Origin of the sequence: Kitasatospora sp. NPDC089913 (assembly GCF_044748625.1) — a bacterium.
In the GTDB taxonomy this organism is placed as follows: domain Bacteria; phylum Actinomycetota; class Actinomycetes; order Streptomycetales; family Streptomycetaceae; genus Kitasatospora.
Window position 1 is genome coordinate 898,831 of the sequence record NZ_JBIVGI010000001.1, and the last position, 13,780, is coordinate 912,610.

The following is a 13,780-nucleotide window of genomic DNA, read 5'->3' on the forward strand; positions in this document are numbered from 1 at the left end:
AAGTCAACGGGGCCGACTTCCTGCGCTGCTCTCGGCTCCCGCTCGGCGCTTCGGCCTGCTCGTTGTGGGCAGTCGATTCTTCCCGGCTTCCTGCGCATCCCGGCCCTTGACCCAGGGCTCCTGTTTCGGCGTAGGAAGTCGACGATGACGACTTCCTACGCCCGCTTTCGCCGGTGGCATACGGCTTCGTTCGGCGTGACTCGAGGTGGCGGTTGGTACGGCGCGGGAAGTCGAGCGTGTCGACGTCCTACGCCCGTTGCTCTGCCCGGCGCGGCTCGGGATGGTGGTTGGCGGGACGCGCGGGAAGTCGACCCGGCCGACTCCCACCGGGCGTGGTTCCGCCGTCCGGGGCGGAGTGGGAAGCGGAGTGGGAAGTCGATCCGGCCGACTTCCCACTCCGCGGGCTAACGGGTTGCCCGGGTGGCGAGGTGGGTGAGGGCGCGGGCGCAGCGGCGGGCGAAGAGGTGTTGGGCGAGGGGGAGGAGGGGGCCCGCGAGGCGGGCGTACCAGCGCTGGGGGCGGCTGAAGGCGTTCACGGTGAACCAGACCGCCCCGTCCGGTGCCAGTTCCACCACGAAGGTCTCCTCGCCCACCGCGAGGTGCCCCCGGCGGGTGCCGTACGTGAAGCCGTAGCGGTCGGGTTCGCCCTCGGCGGTGCTCCAGACGACCCGGCACGGGGCGCCGGCCCGCAGCGGGCCGATGCCGATGGCGCACTGCACCGCGACCCCGCGCGCGGCCCGCCCGGCGTCGGCGGTGATCCGGACACCGGCGGCCCGGTGCATCCGCCAGCCCAGCACGGCCGTCCCGGCGGCGTCGAGGGCGGCGCGGCCGTGGCCGATCAGGGCGCGGTGGCGGAGGTGGTTGTAGCCGGCCGGGAGCGGGGTGTCGAGGCGGGTGCTGGCGCCGACCTCGGGGTAGTTGAGGTCGCTGAGCGGTGCGTGGGCGTTCATCGAAGGGTCTCCTGCGGGATCGGCGGCATTGGCGGCATCGGCGGCGCCAGCGGCATCGGCGGGACCGGCCGGACCGGCGGCAGCGGGGCGAGGGCGAGGCGCCGCCAGGCGAGCAGCGAGCAGAGGGCGAAGCCGAGGGCGTTGCCGACGCCGTGGGTGGCTGCCATCCAGCCGAGGGTGGGATGGGGGATGCCGGAGGCCTCGCCGAGGGCCCACCAGAGGGCGAGCAGCATGGTGACGGCGAGGACGGTCGCCGAGACACCGAGCAGGACGGGCGTGCCGGTGCGCCGGGGGACGCGGCCCCGGTCCCCGGCCCGGGGTCGCAGGTCGCGCCAGGTGAGCAGGCCGACCAGCCACATGCCCGCGGTGAGGACGGCGGCGCCGACGAGTTCGGCCCAGTCCCCGACGAAGTAGCCGCCGAGCACCAGCAGGGTCCCGGTCGGGACGCTGAGCGCGGCCCACCGGGCGGCGGGGTGGTCGGGGACGGCGCGGCAGACGAGTCCGGCGACGAGGGCGGCGGTGAACCCGGCGTAGTGGAAGTGCGGGACGGTCAGGGCCAGGATGTCGAGGTCGAAGCCGAACAGCCGGTACCCGGCGCGCTCCGCGACCAGGGCCAGTCCGGCGACCGAGGGCATGGCCAGCGCGGTGAGCACGGCGATCTCGGGCGGGGCGAGGGAGCGGGTACGGGCCAGCCGGATCGGGGCGTGGGCGGCGACGGCGAGGGTGCCGAGGGCGTAGCAGGCGGCGGTGCCGGTGGCGAGCGGGCCCCGTGGCAGCCACAGTGACAGGGCACCGGGGACGGCGGCCAGCGGCCAGAGGCGGCGCAGCCGGACGAGTCCCGGTTCGTCGACGAGTGCGAGGCCGAGCGGGACGACCGCGCCCATGCCGAGCAGGACCAGCAGGTCGACCAGTTCGGCGGTTCCTCTGCCCATGGTGGCCCAGACCTCCTTGAACGCGTTCAAACTTCCCTTGCGCGCCGACTCTACGCGGGGGATTGAACGCGTTCAAGTTTCAGCCCGCAGGTAGTCGCCGCCACCTGCCCTGGTGTTCACGAGGGGCACGGAGCACCCTGGAGGAGTAGGCGGGGGACCGGACGAGGAGCGACCGCCGGAGGTGATCCGCCATGCAGACTCTTGTCGGTTGGCACATCGAGATGGAGTTCCACGAGCAGGGGCCGCGGACGGCCGCCGCCGCCCTGCTGCGACTGGGCGACGGATCGGAGCTGCGCGCGCACGGCTACACCAGCCGCCACCCGTCGGACCCGGAACAGCTCAGGGTCGGCGAGGAGATCGCCGCCGCACGGGCGCTCAACGACCTCGCCTCGCAGTTGCTCACCAAGGCCCACGGTGAGATCCAGCAGGTCAGCCCGATCCCGACCCACCCGCTGTCGTGACGCCGTCGGAAGGTGCCGCGGGCCCGGCCGCCCACCGGTCGCGCATCCCGCTGATCTGCCCGAGGTGCGGGAAGGAGCAGCGGGTGGTGCCCGGCGGGCCGGGCCGCGCGGTCAAGGTGGTGCACGCCGGGACCGGCCAGGAGGCGTGCGAGCCGGGAGACCTCGCCCGCGCCCCGGAGAACGGCACCGCCTGAACGGAGAGCGGCGCACCCCGGAGAACGGCACCGCCCGGGCGGCGACCGGCACGGCCCGAGCGGCGAACGGCACCGCCCGGGCGGGCAGGTCAGTTCGGGCAGTACGTCGTCGGCGCCTGCCACTCGGGCCCGATCAACCGCTGCTCCAGCTCGTTGAGCGTGATCCGGATCCCGATCGTGCCGGACAGCCCGAGCCGCATCCGGCTGCGGGCCAGGGCCACGAAGGCCGACAGGCCGTACTTGTTGATCAGCGACGCCCGGTAGCGGGCGGTGGCGTCCTCGTCGCAGACCGCCGCGCGGGCCGGGAGCTGGGCGCCGGTCGGGCGGCCGTGCGAGTCGCAGGGGCCGACCAGCACCTTGGGGTGGCGGCGGATCCGTTCGGCCTCGCCGGAGTGGGCGGGGGTCCAGATGCCGAGCGCCGTGCCGTCGGCCACGACCCAGCTCTGCGAGTGGACCTGGCGGCCGTCCTCGCCGTAGGAGGTGAGCAGGAGGTATCTGCTGTCGGCGAGCTGGTCGGTACGGTCGTGCACGGTGTCCTCCCTCTCCGGTCCGGCGGGCGGTCGCGGTCGTGGCGACCGGTGCTCCCGTGGCGCTCCACGGGGGCGTGCTGCTCGCAGGCGGTGCGGTGCTCCGCGGTGGGCCCGGCGGTCCGGCCGCCCGCGTACGACCCACGGGACAGCCTGGCACGGGTCCGGTCAAGGACCCCGGCCGGTCGGGCCACTCCATTGTCGTCCAGGGCGGCCGCCCTTTCGAGGGCTCGGGGTCGCCCGAAAGCGGTGCACGGGTGCGCTGCCGCGGGCGCGCGCCGGGCGCGCGCCGCCACGGAACCGCCGGTCCCGCGGCCGCTCCCGCAGCCGGGGACCGGAAGCGGTGCCGCTCGCTGACGACGACGAATCCCACCCGGACGGCCCAGACCCAGACCCAGACCCAGGCCTGGGCCCAGACCCAGGCCCAGGCCCAGGCCCAGGCCCGCGTACAGACGCAGGGCACAGGGCACAGGGCACAGGGCACAGGGCACAGGGCACAGGGCACGCCCCCGGAAACGGCGAGCGGCCCGCCCGGCGTCCTGAAGACACCGGACGGGCCGCTTCGCACCGTCGCGTTACTCCGCGAGGGTCAGTGCACCAGCACCGGCACCTCGTTGGCGTCCGCCGCACCCGCGCCCGAACCCTGGCCGGCGCCGCCGGCCTCGGGGCGACCGGCGTTCACCAGGACGAAGGCCAGCACGGCCGCGAGGGCCAGGATCCCGAAGGACCACCAGATCGCGGTCGAGAAGCCGTGCACCATGCCCCCGAACTGCACCGCCTTCGCGGCGGCCGGGCTGGTGGCCTCGCCCGCGTGGGCCGCCAGCCAGGTGGTGGTGGCGCTGGCCGCGATGGTGTTCAGCAGCGCGGTGCCGATGGCGCCGCCGACCTGCTGCGAGGTGTTGACCATGGCGGAGGCCACGCCCGCGTCGCGCGGCTGGACGCCGTGCGTGGCGAGGCTCATCGCCGGCATGAACGCGGTGCCCATGCCGAGGCCCATCAGGACCAGACCGGGCAGGATCAGCGCCGGGTAGGAGGTGTCCAGGTCGATCTGGGTCAGGATCAGCATGCCGACCGAGGCCAGCAGGAAGCCGGGCGCCATCAGGTACCGCGCCGGGACGCGGGTCATCAGGCGGGCGCCGATCTGGGTGGAGCCGGTGATCATGCCCGCCACCATCGGCAGGAAGGCCACGCCGGTCAGCACCGGGCTGTAGTCGAGCACGATCTGCAGGTAGTAGGTCAGGAAGAGGAAGAGACCGAACATGCCGATCACGGCCAGGCCCAGCGACAGGTAGACCCCGCCGCGGTTGCGGTCCAGCACGACGCGCAGCGGCAGCAGCGGCGCCTTGACCTTGCTCTCGACCAGGACGAACGCGGCCAGCAGCACGGCGGCGCCGACGAACAGGCCGATCGTCACGCCCGAGCTCCAGCCGTCCGACTCGGCGCGGGTGAAGCCGTAGACCAGCGCGACCAGACCGGTGGTGACCAGCAGCACGCCGGGCACGTCGAGCTTGTTGCGGTTGCGGCCCTCGGCGGGCTCGCGGATCACCATGACGGCGCCGACGGCGGCGACCACGGCGAACGGGATGTTGACGAAGAAGGTCCAGCGCCAGTTCATGTACTCGGTGAGCAGGCCGCCGAGGATCAGACCGATCGCGCCACCGCCACCGGCGATCGCGCCGTAGATGCCGAACGCCTTGGCGCGCTCCTTGGCCTCGGTGAACATGACCGCCAGCAGCGAGAGCGCGGCCGGGGCGAGCAGGGCGCCGAAGACACCCTGGAGGGCGCGGGCGCCGAGCAGCATCGCGGTGTTGGCGGCGGCGCCACCGAGCGCGGAGGCCAGCGCGAAGCCGGTCAGACCGACGATGAAGGTGCGCTTGCGCCCCCACAGGTCGGCCACGCGGCCGCCGAACAGCAGCAGCCCGCCGAAGGCCAGCGCGTACGCGGTGATCACCCACTGGCGGTTGCCGTCGGTGATGCCGAGGTCCTTCTGGGCGGACGGCAGCGCGATGTTCACGATGGTGGCGTCCAGGACGACCATCAGCTGCGCGAGGCCGATGAATATCAGGGCCTTCCAGCGCCTCGGATCAGGCTGAAGGGCGGGCAGGGCGTCGGTTTTTGACATGGCGGTACTCACTTCACGGTGCGAGGTGTGCGGAAGACGTGCGGTGCGGTGCAAGGGACAACGGGTTAAGGGGAGGAGAACAGCGGCGGACGTTCCGGACCGGTGGTCGCGTCAGTGGTCGCCGTGGAAGTCCTCGAAGGTCGCGGCCCGGCCGGGCAGTGTCGAGCGGGCGGGAGCCCGCATGCCGTCCAGGAACAGTTGCAGGTGCCGGTGGACGAATCCCTCCAGGATGTGGCACGACGTGCCCGGCAGCGGGCGGGTCAGCTGGCTGAGCGCGATGAACAGGTCACCGTGGGCGACGTCCGGACGGATCTCGCCCGCCGCCTTCGCCCGGTCCAGCAGATCGCCGACGACCAGCATCAGGCGCTCGCGTGCCTCCGCCAGGTCCGGATCGTTCAGGTCGACCTGGTTGGTGAGCATCGGGCAGAGCGCGCCGACCTTCTCGTCGACCGTCTCGTGGGCGAACCGCTCCAGGGCGTCGAACGGGCCGGCGGCCTCGGCGGCGGCCCGCTCGGCGATCGCCACAATGCGGTTCTTGACGAGCAGTGCCACCTCGCGGATCAGTGCCGCCCTGGTGGGGAAGTTCCGGTAGAGCGTAGCGTTTCCGACGCCCGCCCGCTTCGCAATTTCGTCCAGCGGCGCCTCGGCGCCGTGCTGGACGAACGCGTCCCGGGCCGCCAGCACGATCCGCTCACGGTTGCGGCTGGCGTCCGCACGCAGTCGGGGCGTGCGGGCCGGTTCCGTGGTCGGGGTCGGCCGGACGGCGGCGGTGCTCACGGCTCTGCTCCTCCCGAAGCATACAAGTTCCGGGGAGAAACTCCCCGCTTAGTCCTACGAAGGGCTAAACGGGGAATCGCTCCCCGGAAATTTCACGCTTCCGTGTGACCTGGGTCACATCACGGTCCGTGCTCGACTCATTCCGTCACGGTGATCGCCTTCCGCATCCTCGCCCCACGTACCGACGCACCGATGCACCGACGGCCCGGTGGCTGAATGGCCCGACGTCTCGACGTCTCGACGGCCCGACGGTCGCAGGGTCACCCCACCGCGACCCGCGACCCGGCGCCCGGCTCGGTGCGGGCGGGCCGGTGCAGCGGGATCTCGAAGTGGACGGTGGCCACGCCGGGGCCGTGCTCACCGGTCGGCCGGGCGTCGTGGACCTCCTCGGCGAGGCTGCGCCAGAACGCCTCGGCGCCCGGGATCGCCGTGTTGGTGTGCAGGTAGAGCCGCCGGTAGCCGCCCTCTGCGGCGGCGAACGCGACGGCGCGCCGGACGAGTTCGCGGGCCAGGCCGTGCCGCCGGTGCTCCGCCCGGACGTACACCCGGACCAGCTGGGCGGTGGTCCCCGACGGGTAGCGCTCGGCGACCACGCGCGGGTGCGGCGGATGGGCCGGCCCGGTGGAGTGCAGTGCGGTGGTGGCGACCACCTCCTCGCCGTGGACGGCGACGAGCAGGGCGTGCCGGGGGTGATCCAGGTAGTGCCCCTGGAGGTCGACCACGTCGGCGTGCCAGTCGGGCACGTAGCCGTAGCCGAACTCGCGGTAGAAGGTGTCGAGGATCAGCCGGCGCGCCCCGGGGACGTCCTGTGCCAGGGCATGGCGGATCGCATAAGGAAATTGACGCTGCATCAGATTCTCCGACCGGAGGTTGGGCGGGAGGGTGATGGTCAGCGTACATGAAAACCACTTTCATCTGACACGTTGACGGCCGTGCGGTCCGGCGTGTTGAAAATGAAAACGAATCCCGTTACCGTCCTGCCTGTCCGCCGATCGTGGAGTCCGTCGAAGGGGAGAACCGTGGCGCATCTGCTGGTGATCGAGAGCTGGGTCGGCTCCATGAGCAGGTTGCTGCCGAGGGCGCTGGGGGAGGGCGGCCACCGCTTCACCTTCCTTACCCGCGACCTGCACCACTACCTGCGCGCCGCCCCCGTCGACGGCCCGCACCCGCTGCTCGCGGCGGAGAACATCCTCACCGTCGACACCAATGACGCCGCGGTGCTGCTCCCGTTCGCGGAACGGCTGCACGGACTGCTCGGCTTCGACGGGGTGCTCTCCTCCTGCGACTACTACCTCCCCCAGGTTGCCCGGGTGGCCCACCGGCTCGGGCTGCCCGGGGCCGCGCCCGAGGCGGTCACGGCCGCCTGCCGCAAGGACCTCACCCGCCGGAAGCTCGCCGAGGCGGGCGTCCCCGGGCCCGCGTACGCGCTCTGTGCCGACCGCGAGCAGGCCCGGGCCGCCGCCCGGGCGATCGGCTACCCGCTGGTGGTCAAGCCGGTCGACCTGTGTGCCGGGATGTTCGTCCGGGAGGTCGTCGACGAGACCGAGCTCCTGGTCGCGATCCGGGCCCTGGACGGCTTCCCGGTCAACGCGCGCGGCCAGCGCCGGGAGCCGGCCGTGCTGCTGGAGGAGCTGCTCACCGGGCCCGAGGTCAGCGTCGAGACGGTCTCGGCGGGCGGTGTCGCGCACGTCGTCGGGATCACCGACAAGAGCGTCGGCGGGGCGCCGGCGTTCGTCGAGACCGGGCACATGTTCCCGGCCGCCCTCGAGCCGGCCGAGGCCGGGGCCGCCGCCGACACGGCGCTCGCCGCGCTGGCCGCGCTCGGGCTCGACCAGGTCGTCGCGCACACCGAGATCAAGCTGACCCCGACCGGCCCCCGCGTGGTCGAGGTCAATCCGCGTCCGGCCGGGAACCGGATCACCGAGCTGGTCCGGCGGGTCACCGGGGTCGACCTGGCGGCCGCCGCCGTCGACGTGGCCCTCGGCCGCCGGCCGGACCTCGCCGTCCACCCGACCGGGGTGACCAGCGCGGCGATCGCCTTCCTCGTCCCCGAGGGCGGGCAGGCCGGGTTGCTGGACGGCTTCGACGGCGAGGAGGCGGTGCGGCGCGATCCGGCGGTGGTGGAGCTCGCGCTCGCCGGGGCGGGCCGCGAGGTCCGGCCGGCGACCAGCAACAACGAGTACCTCGGGCACGTCATGACCGCCGACAGCGTGGGCGCCGGCGCGCGCGGCGCCGCCGAGCGGCTGCTGGCCGGGCTCACCCCGCGCCTCACGGCGGCCGCCGGTGCCGAGGCGGCCGTCGAGCACGCCTTCGGCGACGCCGCCGGGACGGTGTCCTCCGCGCCCGCATCCGCCGGGACGGTGTCCTCCGCGCCCGCATCCGCCGGGGTGCCCGCATGAGTACCCCCGTCGCCACCACCTGTCCTGCGGGCACCGCCAGTACCAGTACTGCCACCACCGCCACCACCGGTGTCGGTCTTCCCCCGAGCACCGGCACCCCCGTGCTCGACCTGATCACCGGGCGGGCCCGTACGGGGGCGTACGGGCCCGACCCGGCCTCCCTGCGGATCGCGCTCGCCTTCACCACCGCCCAGGCCGTCCGGCACGCCGGCCGCGCCCGCGGCTACCGCAACGAGGTGCTCAGCCTGCGGCTCGGCGCCGCCGTCGGTTCCTGCGCCGTCGAACCTGGCGAACTCCCCGCCGACGCCCTCACCGGCTGCGTCGGCGCCACCGTCGACGAACTGCTCGACCACCCCCGCGCCGCCGTCCGGGTTGCTGCACTGGACGCCTACCTCGGCCACTGCCGCCCGCACGGACCGGCCGAGGGTGCCCGCCCGGTCCCGTTGCCCGCGGGCTCCTCGCTGGCGAAGTCCCGAGCCCGGGCCGCCGCCGTGGCGGGGCTGCTGCCACTCGCCGACGTCCGTCGGGTGCTGGTCGTCGGTGTCGTCAACTCGCTCCTGGAGCAGCTCCGTTCGCGCGGGATCGAGTACGTCCCGTGCGACCTCAAGGGTGGTACCACCGAGTGGGACGAGCCGGTGCGCACCGACGCCCTCGCCCACCTCGACGACTGCGACGCCGTGCTCGCCTCCGGCATGACCCTGGGTAACGGCTCGCTCGATCCGCTGCTCGCACACGCCCGCGCCACCGGCAAGCCGCTGGTGCTGTTCGCCCAGACCGGCAGCGCGGTGCTGCCCCGACTGCTGGGGGACGGGGTGAGCGCCGTCAGTGCCGAGCCCTACCCCTTCTTCTGGCTCGACGGCGGTCCCTCCGTGCTCCACCTCTACGGCGGCCGGGCGGGCCGAGGGGGTGCGGCGCGGTGACGGCCCTGCTCGACTCCGGTGCGGCGCTGGGCAATCCGGCCCTGTTGCCGCTGCTCGGCGGCACCCCGCTGGCCCGGATCACCACCCCGCTGCCGCACCCGCACCCCGGTTTCTGGGCCAAGCTGGAGGGGCTGGGCGCGGGCGGCATGAAGGCCCGGTCGGCCGTCGCGATGCTGCGCGGCGCCCACGCGCGCGGTGAACTCCGCCCCGGCGCCACGGTGGTGGAGTCCACCTCGGGCACCATGGGGGTCGGCCTGGCGTTCGCCGGGCAGGCCCTCGGCCACCCGGTCGTCCTGGTCGGCGACAGCGAACTCGAACCGTCCATGCGGCAGTTGCTCCGTGCGTACGGTGCCCGGCTGGAGCTGGTCGAGCAGCCGGCCCGGCACGGAGGCTGGCAGGCGGCCCGGCTCGCCCGGCTGCGCGCGGTGCTCGACCGGGTGCCCGACGCCTACTGGCCCGACCAGTACAACAACCCCGACAACGCGGCCGGTTACCGGGCGATGGCCCAGGAGATCACGGCCGAGCTCGACCACCTCGACGTGCTGGTGTGCAGTGTCGGCACCGGCGGGCACAGTGCGGGGCTGGCGGAGGCCCTGCGCCGCCGCTGGCCCCGGCTGCGGATCATCGGGGTCGACTCGGTCGGCTCCACCATCTTCGGCCAGCCCGCCCGGCCCCGGCTGATGCGCGGCCTCGGCAGTTCGATCCACCCCCGGAACGTCGCCCACCAGGCCTTCGACGAGGTGCACTGGGTCGGCCCGGCGGAAGCGGTGGACACCTGTCGGCGGCTGGCCCGGGGCGCCTTCGTCAGCGGGGGCTGGTCCACCGGCGCGGTCGCCCTGGTCGCGGCCTGGGCCGCCCGGGTCCATCCGGGCGCCGCCGTCGCCACCGTCTTCCCCGACGGCCCGCACCGCTACCTCGGCACGGTGTACGACGACGCGTTCTGTCGGCGGCACGGACTGGACGCCGAGCGGGCCGCGCCGCGCCCGATCGAGATCCCGCACCCGGCGGCCGTCGAGGTCAGCGGCTGGGCCCGCTGCAACGTCGGCCCGACGGCGGCCGCCGCAGCCCCCGCGCCCGCTGCCGCACCGACACCCGCGCCCGCGCCCGCACCGACACCCGCACCCGCCGTCGTCACCCTCCCGGCCGCCGCCGGACCCGCCCGCACCGAGGAGGAGCGATGAGGCTCGACATCCACACCGTACGGCTCCGCCTGGCCACGCCGTTGCGGATCTCCCGCTCGGTGACCACCGAGCGGGACGCCGTCCGGGTGGCCCTCGGGCACGGTGGGCTGACCGGCCACGGCGAGGTGGTCAGCAGCATCCACCTCGCCCTGCCCACCCACCGGATCCACCACGAACTCGCGCTCCTGCGCCCGGTGCTGGAGCGGAGTCAGGAGCCCGAGCAGGCGCTCGCCGACCTCCGCGCCGGTGCCGCCCCGTTCGCCCCGCTGCCGGCCGGGGTGCTGGCGGCCGTCGAGGCCGCCCTGCTGGACCTGGTCGGCAAGCGGGCCGGCGAACCCGTCCACCGCCTCCTCGGCCGGGCCGAACCGGTCGCCGCCGTCACCGCCCGCACCATCGGCATCGAGCCGCCCGCCCGGGCCGCCGTCCAGGCCGCCCGGCTCGCGGACGCGGGCTTCACGGTGCTCAAGATCAAGGTCGGCGGTGCCGACCCCGGCCTCGATCTGGTCCGGGTCCAGGCCGTGCACGAGGCCGCCCCGGAGGCCCGGCTGCTGCTCGACCCCAACGGCGCCTGGACCCCGGACGAGGCCGTCCGGCTGCTGCCCGCCTTCGCCGCCATCGGGGTCGAGGCCGTCGAGCAGCCGATCGCGCCGGGCGACCCCGACGCGCTCGCCGCCGTCGCCGAGCGCTCACCGGTCCCGGTGATCGCCGACGAGGACGCCGTCGACTACGAGGACGCGTGCCGGCTCGCCGGGCGGGTCCACGGTGTCAACCTCAAGCTCGCCAAGTGCGGAGGCGTCCACCAGGTGCTGCGCATCGCCGAGGCCTTGCGCGGCAGCGGCACCGAACTGATGCTCGGCTGCCTGGTGGCGAGTTCGCTGGGCATCGCGCCCGCCGTCCACCTCGCCGACCGGGCCCGCTGGCTCGACCTCGACGGCCATCTGCTGCTCGCCCACGACCCCTGGCAGGGCATCGGCGGCGCCGACGGCACCGTCCGTACCCCGGACCGGGCCGGTCTCGGTGTGCTGCCCGCTCCCGAACTGCCGCCCTCCGCGCCCGAAGGTCCCGCCGTACCCGGGACCGCGGTGCCGGCAGCCGCGGTCCCCGCAGCTGCAGCCGCAGCCGCGACCGCAGCCCCCGTCCCCGAGACCCCGGCCCCCGCCTCCGACGGCCGCGCCGGACGGCTCGCCGGGGCCCGACCGCCGGCCGGCCGGTGAGAATACTGCGCGCCGTACGGTCCTTCCCGCTCCCCGTGCGGCTGCTGCTGGTCAACCAGCTCGGCGTGAACACCGGCTTCTACCTGCTGATCCCGTACCTGGCCGGGCACCTGGGGCACGACCTGGGCCTGTCCGCGCTCGCCGTCGGCACCGTGCTCGGGCTGCGCAACCTCAGCCAGCAGGGCCTGTTCATCCTCGGCGGATCGGCCGCCGACCGGCTCGGCGCCCGCCGCGTCATCATCGCCGGGTGCGCGCTGCGCAGCGTCGGCTTCGGCCTGTTCGCGCTCGGCGACACCCTCGGTGTGCTGCTCGCCGCCTCCGCGCTCAGCGGTCTGGCCGGCGCGCTGTTCAACCCGGCCGTGCGCACCTACGTGGCCCGCGAGGCGGCGGACCGCAAGGCCGAGGCGTTCGCGCTGTTCTCGGTGTTCGCCACCACCGGCGCGCTCGCCGGACCGTTGATCGGCACCGTCCTGCTGCTGGTGGACTTCCGGGCCGCCGCGCTCACCGCGGCGGCCGTCTTCGCGGTCCTCACCGTCGCCCAGGCCTTCGCCCTGCCCGAGCGCGCCGCCGAGCCGGCCCCGCGCGGGGTGCTCGCCGACTGGCGCGAAGTGGCCTCGGACCGGCGCTTCCTGGCCTTCTCCCTGGGCATGGTCGGCCTGTTCGGCATGGAGAGCCAGCTCTACCTGCTGCTGCCCGACGCCGCCCGGCGCGCCACCGGCTGGGAGGGGGCCGTCAGCCTGGTCTTCCTGACCGCCACCCTCGCCAACCTGACCCTGCAACTGCGCATCACCACCCGGCTGCAGCGGCACGGCCCGCCCTCCCGCTGGATCCCGCTCGGCCTCGCCGTCGCCGCGACCGGCTTCCTGCTGCCGCTCGCCGCACCCGGCCTGCCCGGCGTCCTCGGTGGTGTCCTGCTGCTCCAGCTCGGGCTGATGACCGCGCAGCCCTTCGTCCTCGCCCTGATCCCGGCGTTCGGGCGCGACGGCCTCACCGGCACCTACTACGGCCTGTACTACGTGGTCTCCGGCTTCGCCGCCGCACTCGGCAACACCCTGGTCGGCCGGGCCATGGACAGCACCGCCACCGCTCCCTGGCTGCTCTGCGCCGGTCTTGGCCTCGCCTCCGCCACCGCGCTTGCCCGGCTGCACCGCACCGGACGGCTCCCCACCCCCGCCCGCCCCCTCCCCAGCGAGGCCCGATGAACCCCCGCCCGACCCCGCCGCTCCCCGCCGGGACCGACCGGAACCTGCTCACCGACCGCCCGGAACTCTACGAACTCCGCTTCCCGGACCCGGAGTCCACCGCCGCCCGGTGGGCCGAGGCGATGCTGCGCGCCCACGGCGCCGGTCCGGAGGTGCTCGATCTCGGCTGCGGCACCGGACGCGACGCGGGGTGGCTGCACCGCGTCGCCGGGCGCACCGTCACCGGCCTGGACAGCTCCGCGGCGATGATCGCCCATGCCCGTTCCCGTCATCCCGGACCGGTCTACCACGTCGGCGACATGCGGGACTTCGCGCTGCCGGGGCGGTTCGACGCGGTGCTCTGCCTGGACAGCGCACTGCTCTACTGCCACACCAACGAGGATCTCGACGCCCTCTTCGGCCGGCTCCGCCACCACCTGCGCCCCGGTGGCCTGCTGGTCGCCGAGATGCGCAACGGCGCCTTCTTCCTCGGGCGCACCGAACTCCTCGACGTGCCGAGGCTGGACAGCGTCACCCACGACGGGGTCACCCTCACCTCGCGCACCGTGCTGTGGATCGACCACGCGGCCCAGCTCCTGCGCCGCACCCGGAGCTGGGCCGGGGACGACGGCGCGCCGCCGGTCGAGCAGCACTCCGCCTGGCGGCTGCTCTTCCCGCAGGAACTGCGCCACCTGCTCGCCCACCACGGCTTCACCGTCCTCGCGCTGCACGACCGGCCCGGCCCGCGCACCGAACCGCCGTGGACGGACGGCGGACCGCCCGCCCCCACCCCCGACAGCGCCCCCGCCCCCGACAGCGCCCCCACCCCCGGCACCTCCGACACTCCCGGCACCGCCGACGGCGACCGGATGCACCTGGTCGCCCGGTTCGAACCCCCGGCCAGAAAGGGAAGTTGACCCTC

General features: G+C 74.5%; 13 protein-coding genes. 7 read left to right on the top strand and 6 right to left on the bottom strand.

The window, feature by feature from the left end:
* Positions 1 to 404: 404 nt before the first annotated feature.
* Together ACIPYS_RS04050 and ACIPYS_RS04055 are read right to left on the bottom strand one after the other, a co-directional pair.
* Entirely contained in the window at positions 405 to 950 is a 546-nt protein-coding gene (locus tag ACIPYS_RS04050; RefSeq protein ID WP_400742722.1) for a DUF1990 family protein, read from the bottom strand.
* Positions 947 to 1,882 (bottom strand): YndJ family protein, encoded by a 936-nt coding sequence (locus ACIPYS_RS04055; RefSeq protein ID WP_400742725.1) that lies wholly within the window; start codon positions 1,880 to 1,882, stop codon positions 947 to 949. Before ACIPYS_RS04055 ends, ACIPYS_RS04050 begins: the two co-directional genes overlap by 4 nt.
* A 191-nt stretch (positions 1,883 to 2,073) precedes the next feature.
* Between ACIPYS_RS04055 and ACIPYS_RS04060 the strand changes: the two genes are divergently transcribed.
* A complete protein-coding gene (locus ACIPYS_RS04060) occupies positions 2,074 to 2,343 on the top strand; it encodes a DUF1876 domain-containing protein (protein ID WP_093862674.1) in 270 nt (89 codons plus the stop codon).
* A 283-nt stretch (positions 2,344 to 2,626) separates the two neighbouring features.
* On the opposite strand, the gene ACIPYS_RS04065 is transcribed toward ACIPYS_RS04060, so the two are convergent.
* From ACIPYS_RS04065 to ACIPYS_RS04080, 4 genes are all read right to left on the bottom strand, one after another.
* Positions 2,627 to 3,067: a PPOX class F420-dependent oxidoreductase gene (locus tag ACIPYS_RS04065; protein WP_093862675.1), complete on the bottom strand. Its 441-nt coding sequence runs from the start codon at positions 3,065 to 3,067 to the stop codon at positions 2,627 to 2,629.
* Between the two features lie 586 nt (positions 3,068 to 3,653).
* Positions 3,654 to 5,186: an MFS transporter gene (locus ACIPYS_RS04070; RefSeq protein ID WP_400742730.1), complete on the bottom strand. Its 1,533-nt coding sequence runs from the start codon at positions 5,184 to 5,186 to the stop codon at positions 3,654 to 3,656.
* 111 nt (positions 5,187 to 5,297) lie between these two features.
* A complete protein-coding gene (locus ACIPYS_RS04075) occupies positions 5,298 to 5,963 on the bottom strand; it encodes a TetR/AcrR family transcriptional regulator (RefSeq protein WP_093862677.1) in 666 nt (221 codons plus the stop codon).
* 260 nt (positions 5,964 to 6,223) lie between these two features.
* A complete protein-coding gene (locus ACIPYS_RS04080; RefSeq protein WP_400742733.1) occupies positions 6,224 to 6,814 on the bottom strand; it encodes a GNAT family N-acetyltransferase in 591 nt (196 codons plus the stop codon).
* Between the two features lie 168 nt (positions 6,815 to 6,982).
* On the opposite strand from ACIPYS_RS04080, the gene ACIPYS_RS04085 reads away from it, so the two are divergent.
* The 6 genes from ACIPYS_RS04085 to ACIPYS_RS04110 are packed head-to-tail and all read left to right on the top strand — an operon-like array spanning position 6,983 to position 13,775.
* Positions 6,983 to 8,362: an ATP-grasp domain-containing protein gene (locus tag ACIPYS_RS04085; RefSeq protein WP_400742736.1), complete on the top strand. Its 1,380-nt coding sequence runs from the start codon at positions 6,983 to 6,985 to the stop codon at positions 8,360 to 8,362.
* Positions 8,359 to 9,282, top strand: a complete 924-nt coding sequence (locus tag ACIPYS_RS04090; RefSeq protein WP_400742739.1) for a Rossmann-like domain-containing protein — start codon at positions 8,359 to 8,361, stop codon at positions 9,280 to 9,282. The genes ACIPYS_RS04085 and ACIPYS_RS04090 overlap by 4 nt, the downstream gene beginning before the upstream one ends.
* Before the next feature lie 5 nt (positions 9,283 to 9,287).
* On the top strand, positions 9,288 to 10,463 hold the full coding sequence (locus tag ACIPYS_RS04095; protein ID WP_400742867.1) for a pyridoxal-phosphate dependent enzyme: 1,176 nt from the start codon (positions 9,288 to 9,290) through the stop codon (positions 10,461 to 10,463).
* On the top strand, positions 10,460 to 11,677 hold the full coding sequence (locus ACIPYS_RS04100) for a dipeptide epimerase (RefSeq protein WP_400742742.1): 1,218 nt from the start codon (positions 10,460 to 10,462) through the stop codon (positions 11,675 to 11,677). The genes ACIPYS_RS04095 and ACIPYS_RS04100 overlap by 4 nt, the downstream gene beginning before the upstream one ends.
* Positions 11,674 to 12,879, top strand: a complete 1,206-nt coding sequence (locus ACIPYS_RS04105; protein WP_400742745.1) for an MFS transporter — start codon at positions 11,674 to 11,676, stop codon at positions 12,877 to 12,879. The genes ACIPYS_RS04100 and ACIPYS_RS04105 overlap by 4 nt, the downstream gene beginning before the upstream one ends.
* Positions 12,876 to 13,775: a class I SAM-dependent methyltransferase gene (locus tag ACIPYS_RS04110; protein ID WP_400742748.1), complete on the top strand. Its 900-nt coding sequence runs from the start codon at positions 12,876 to 12,878 to the stop codon at positions 13,773 to 13,775. Before ACIPYS_RS04105 ends, ACIPYS_RS04110 begins: the two co-directional genes overlap by 4 nt.
* Positions 13,776 to 13,780 lie beyond the last annotated feature (5 nt).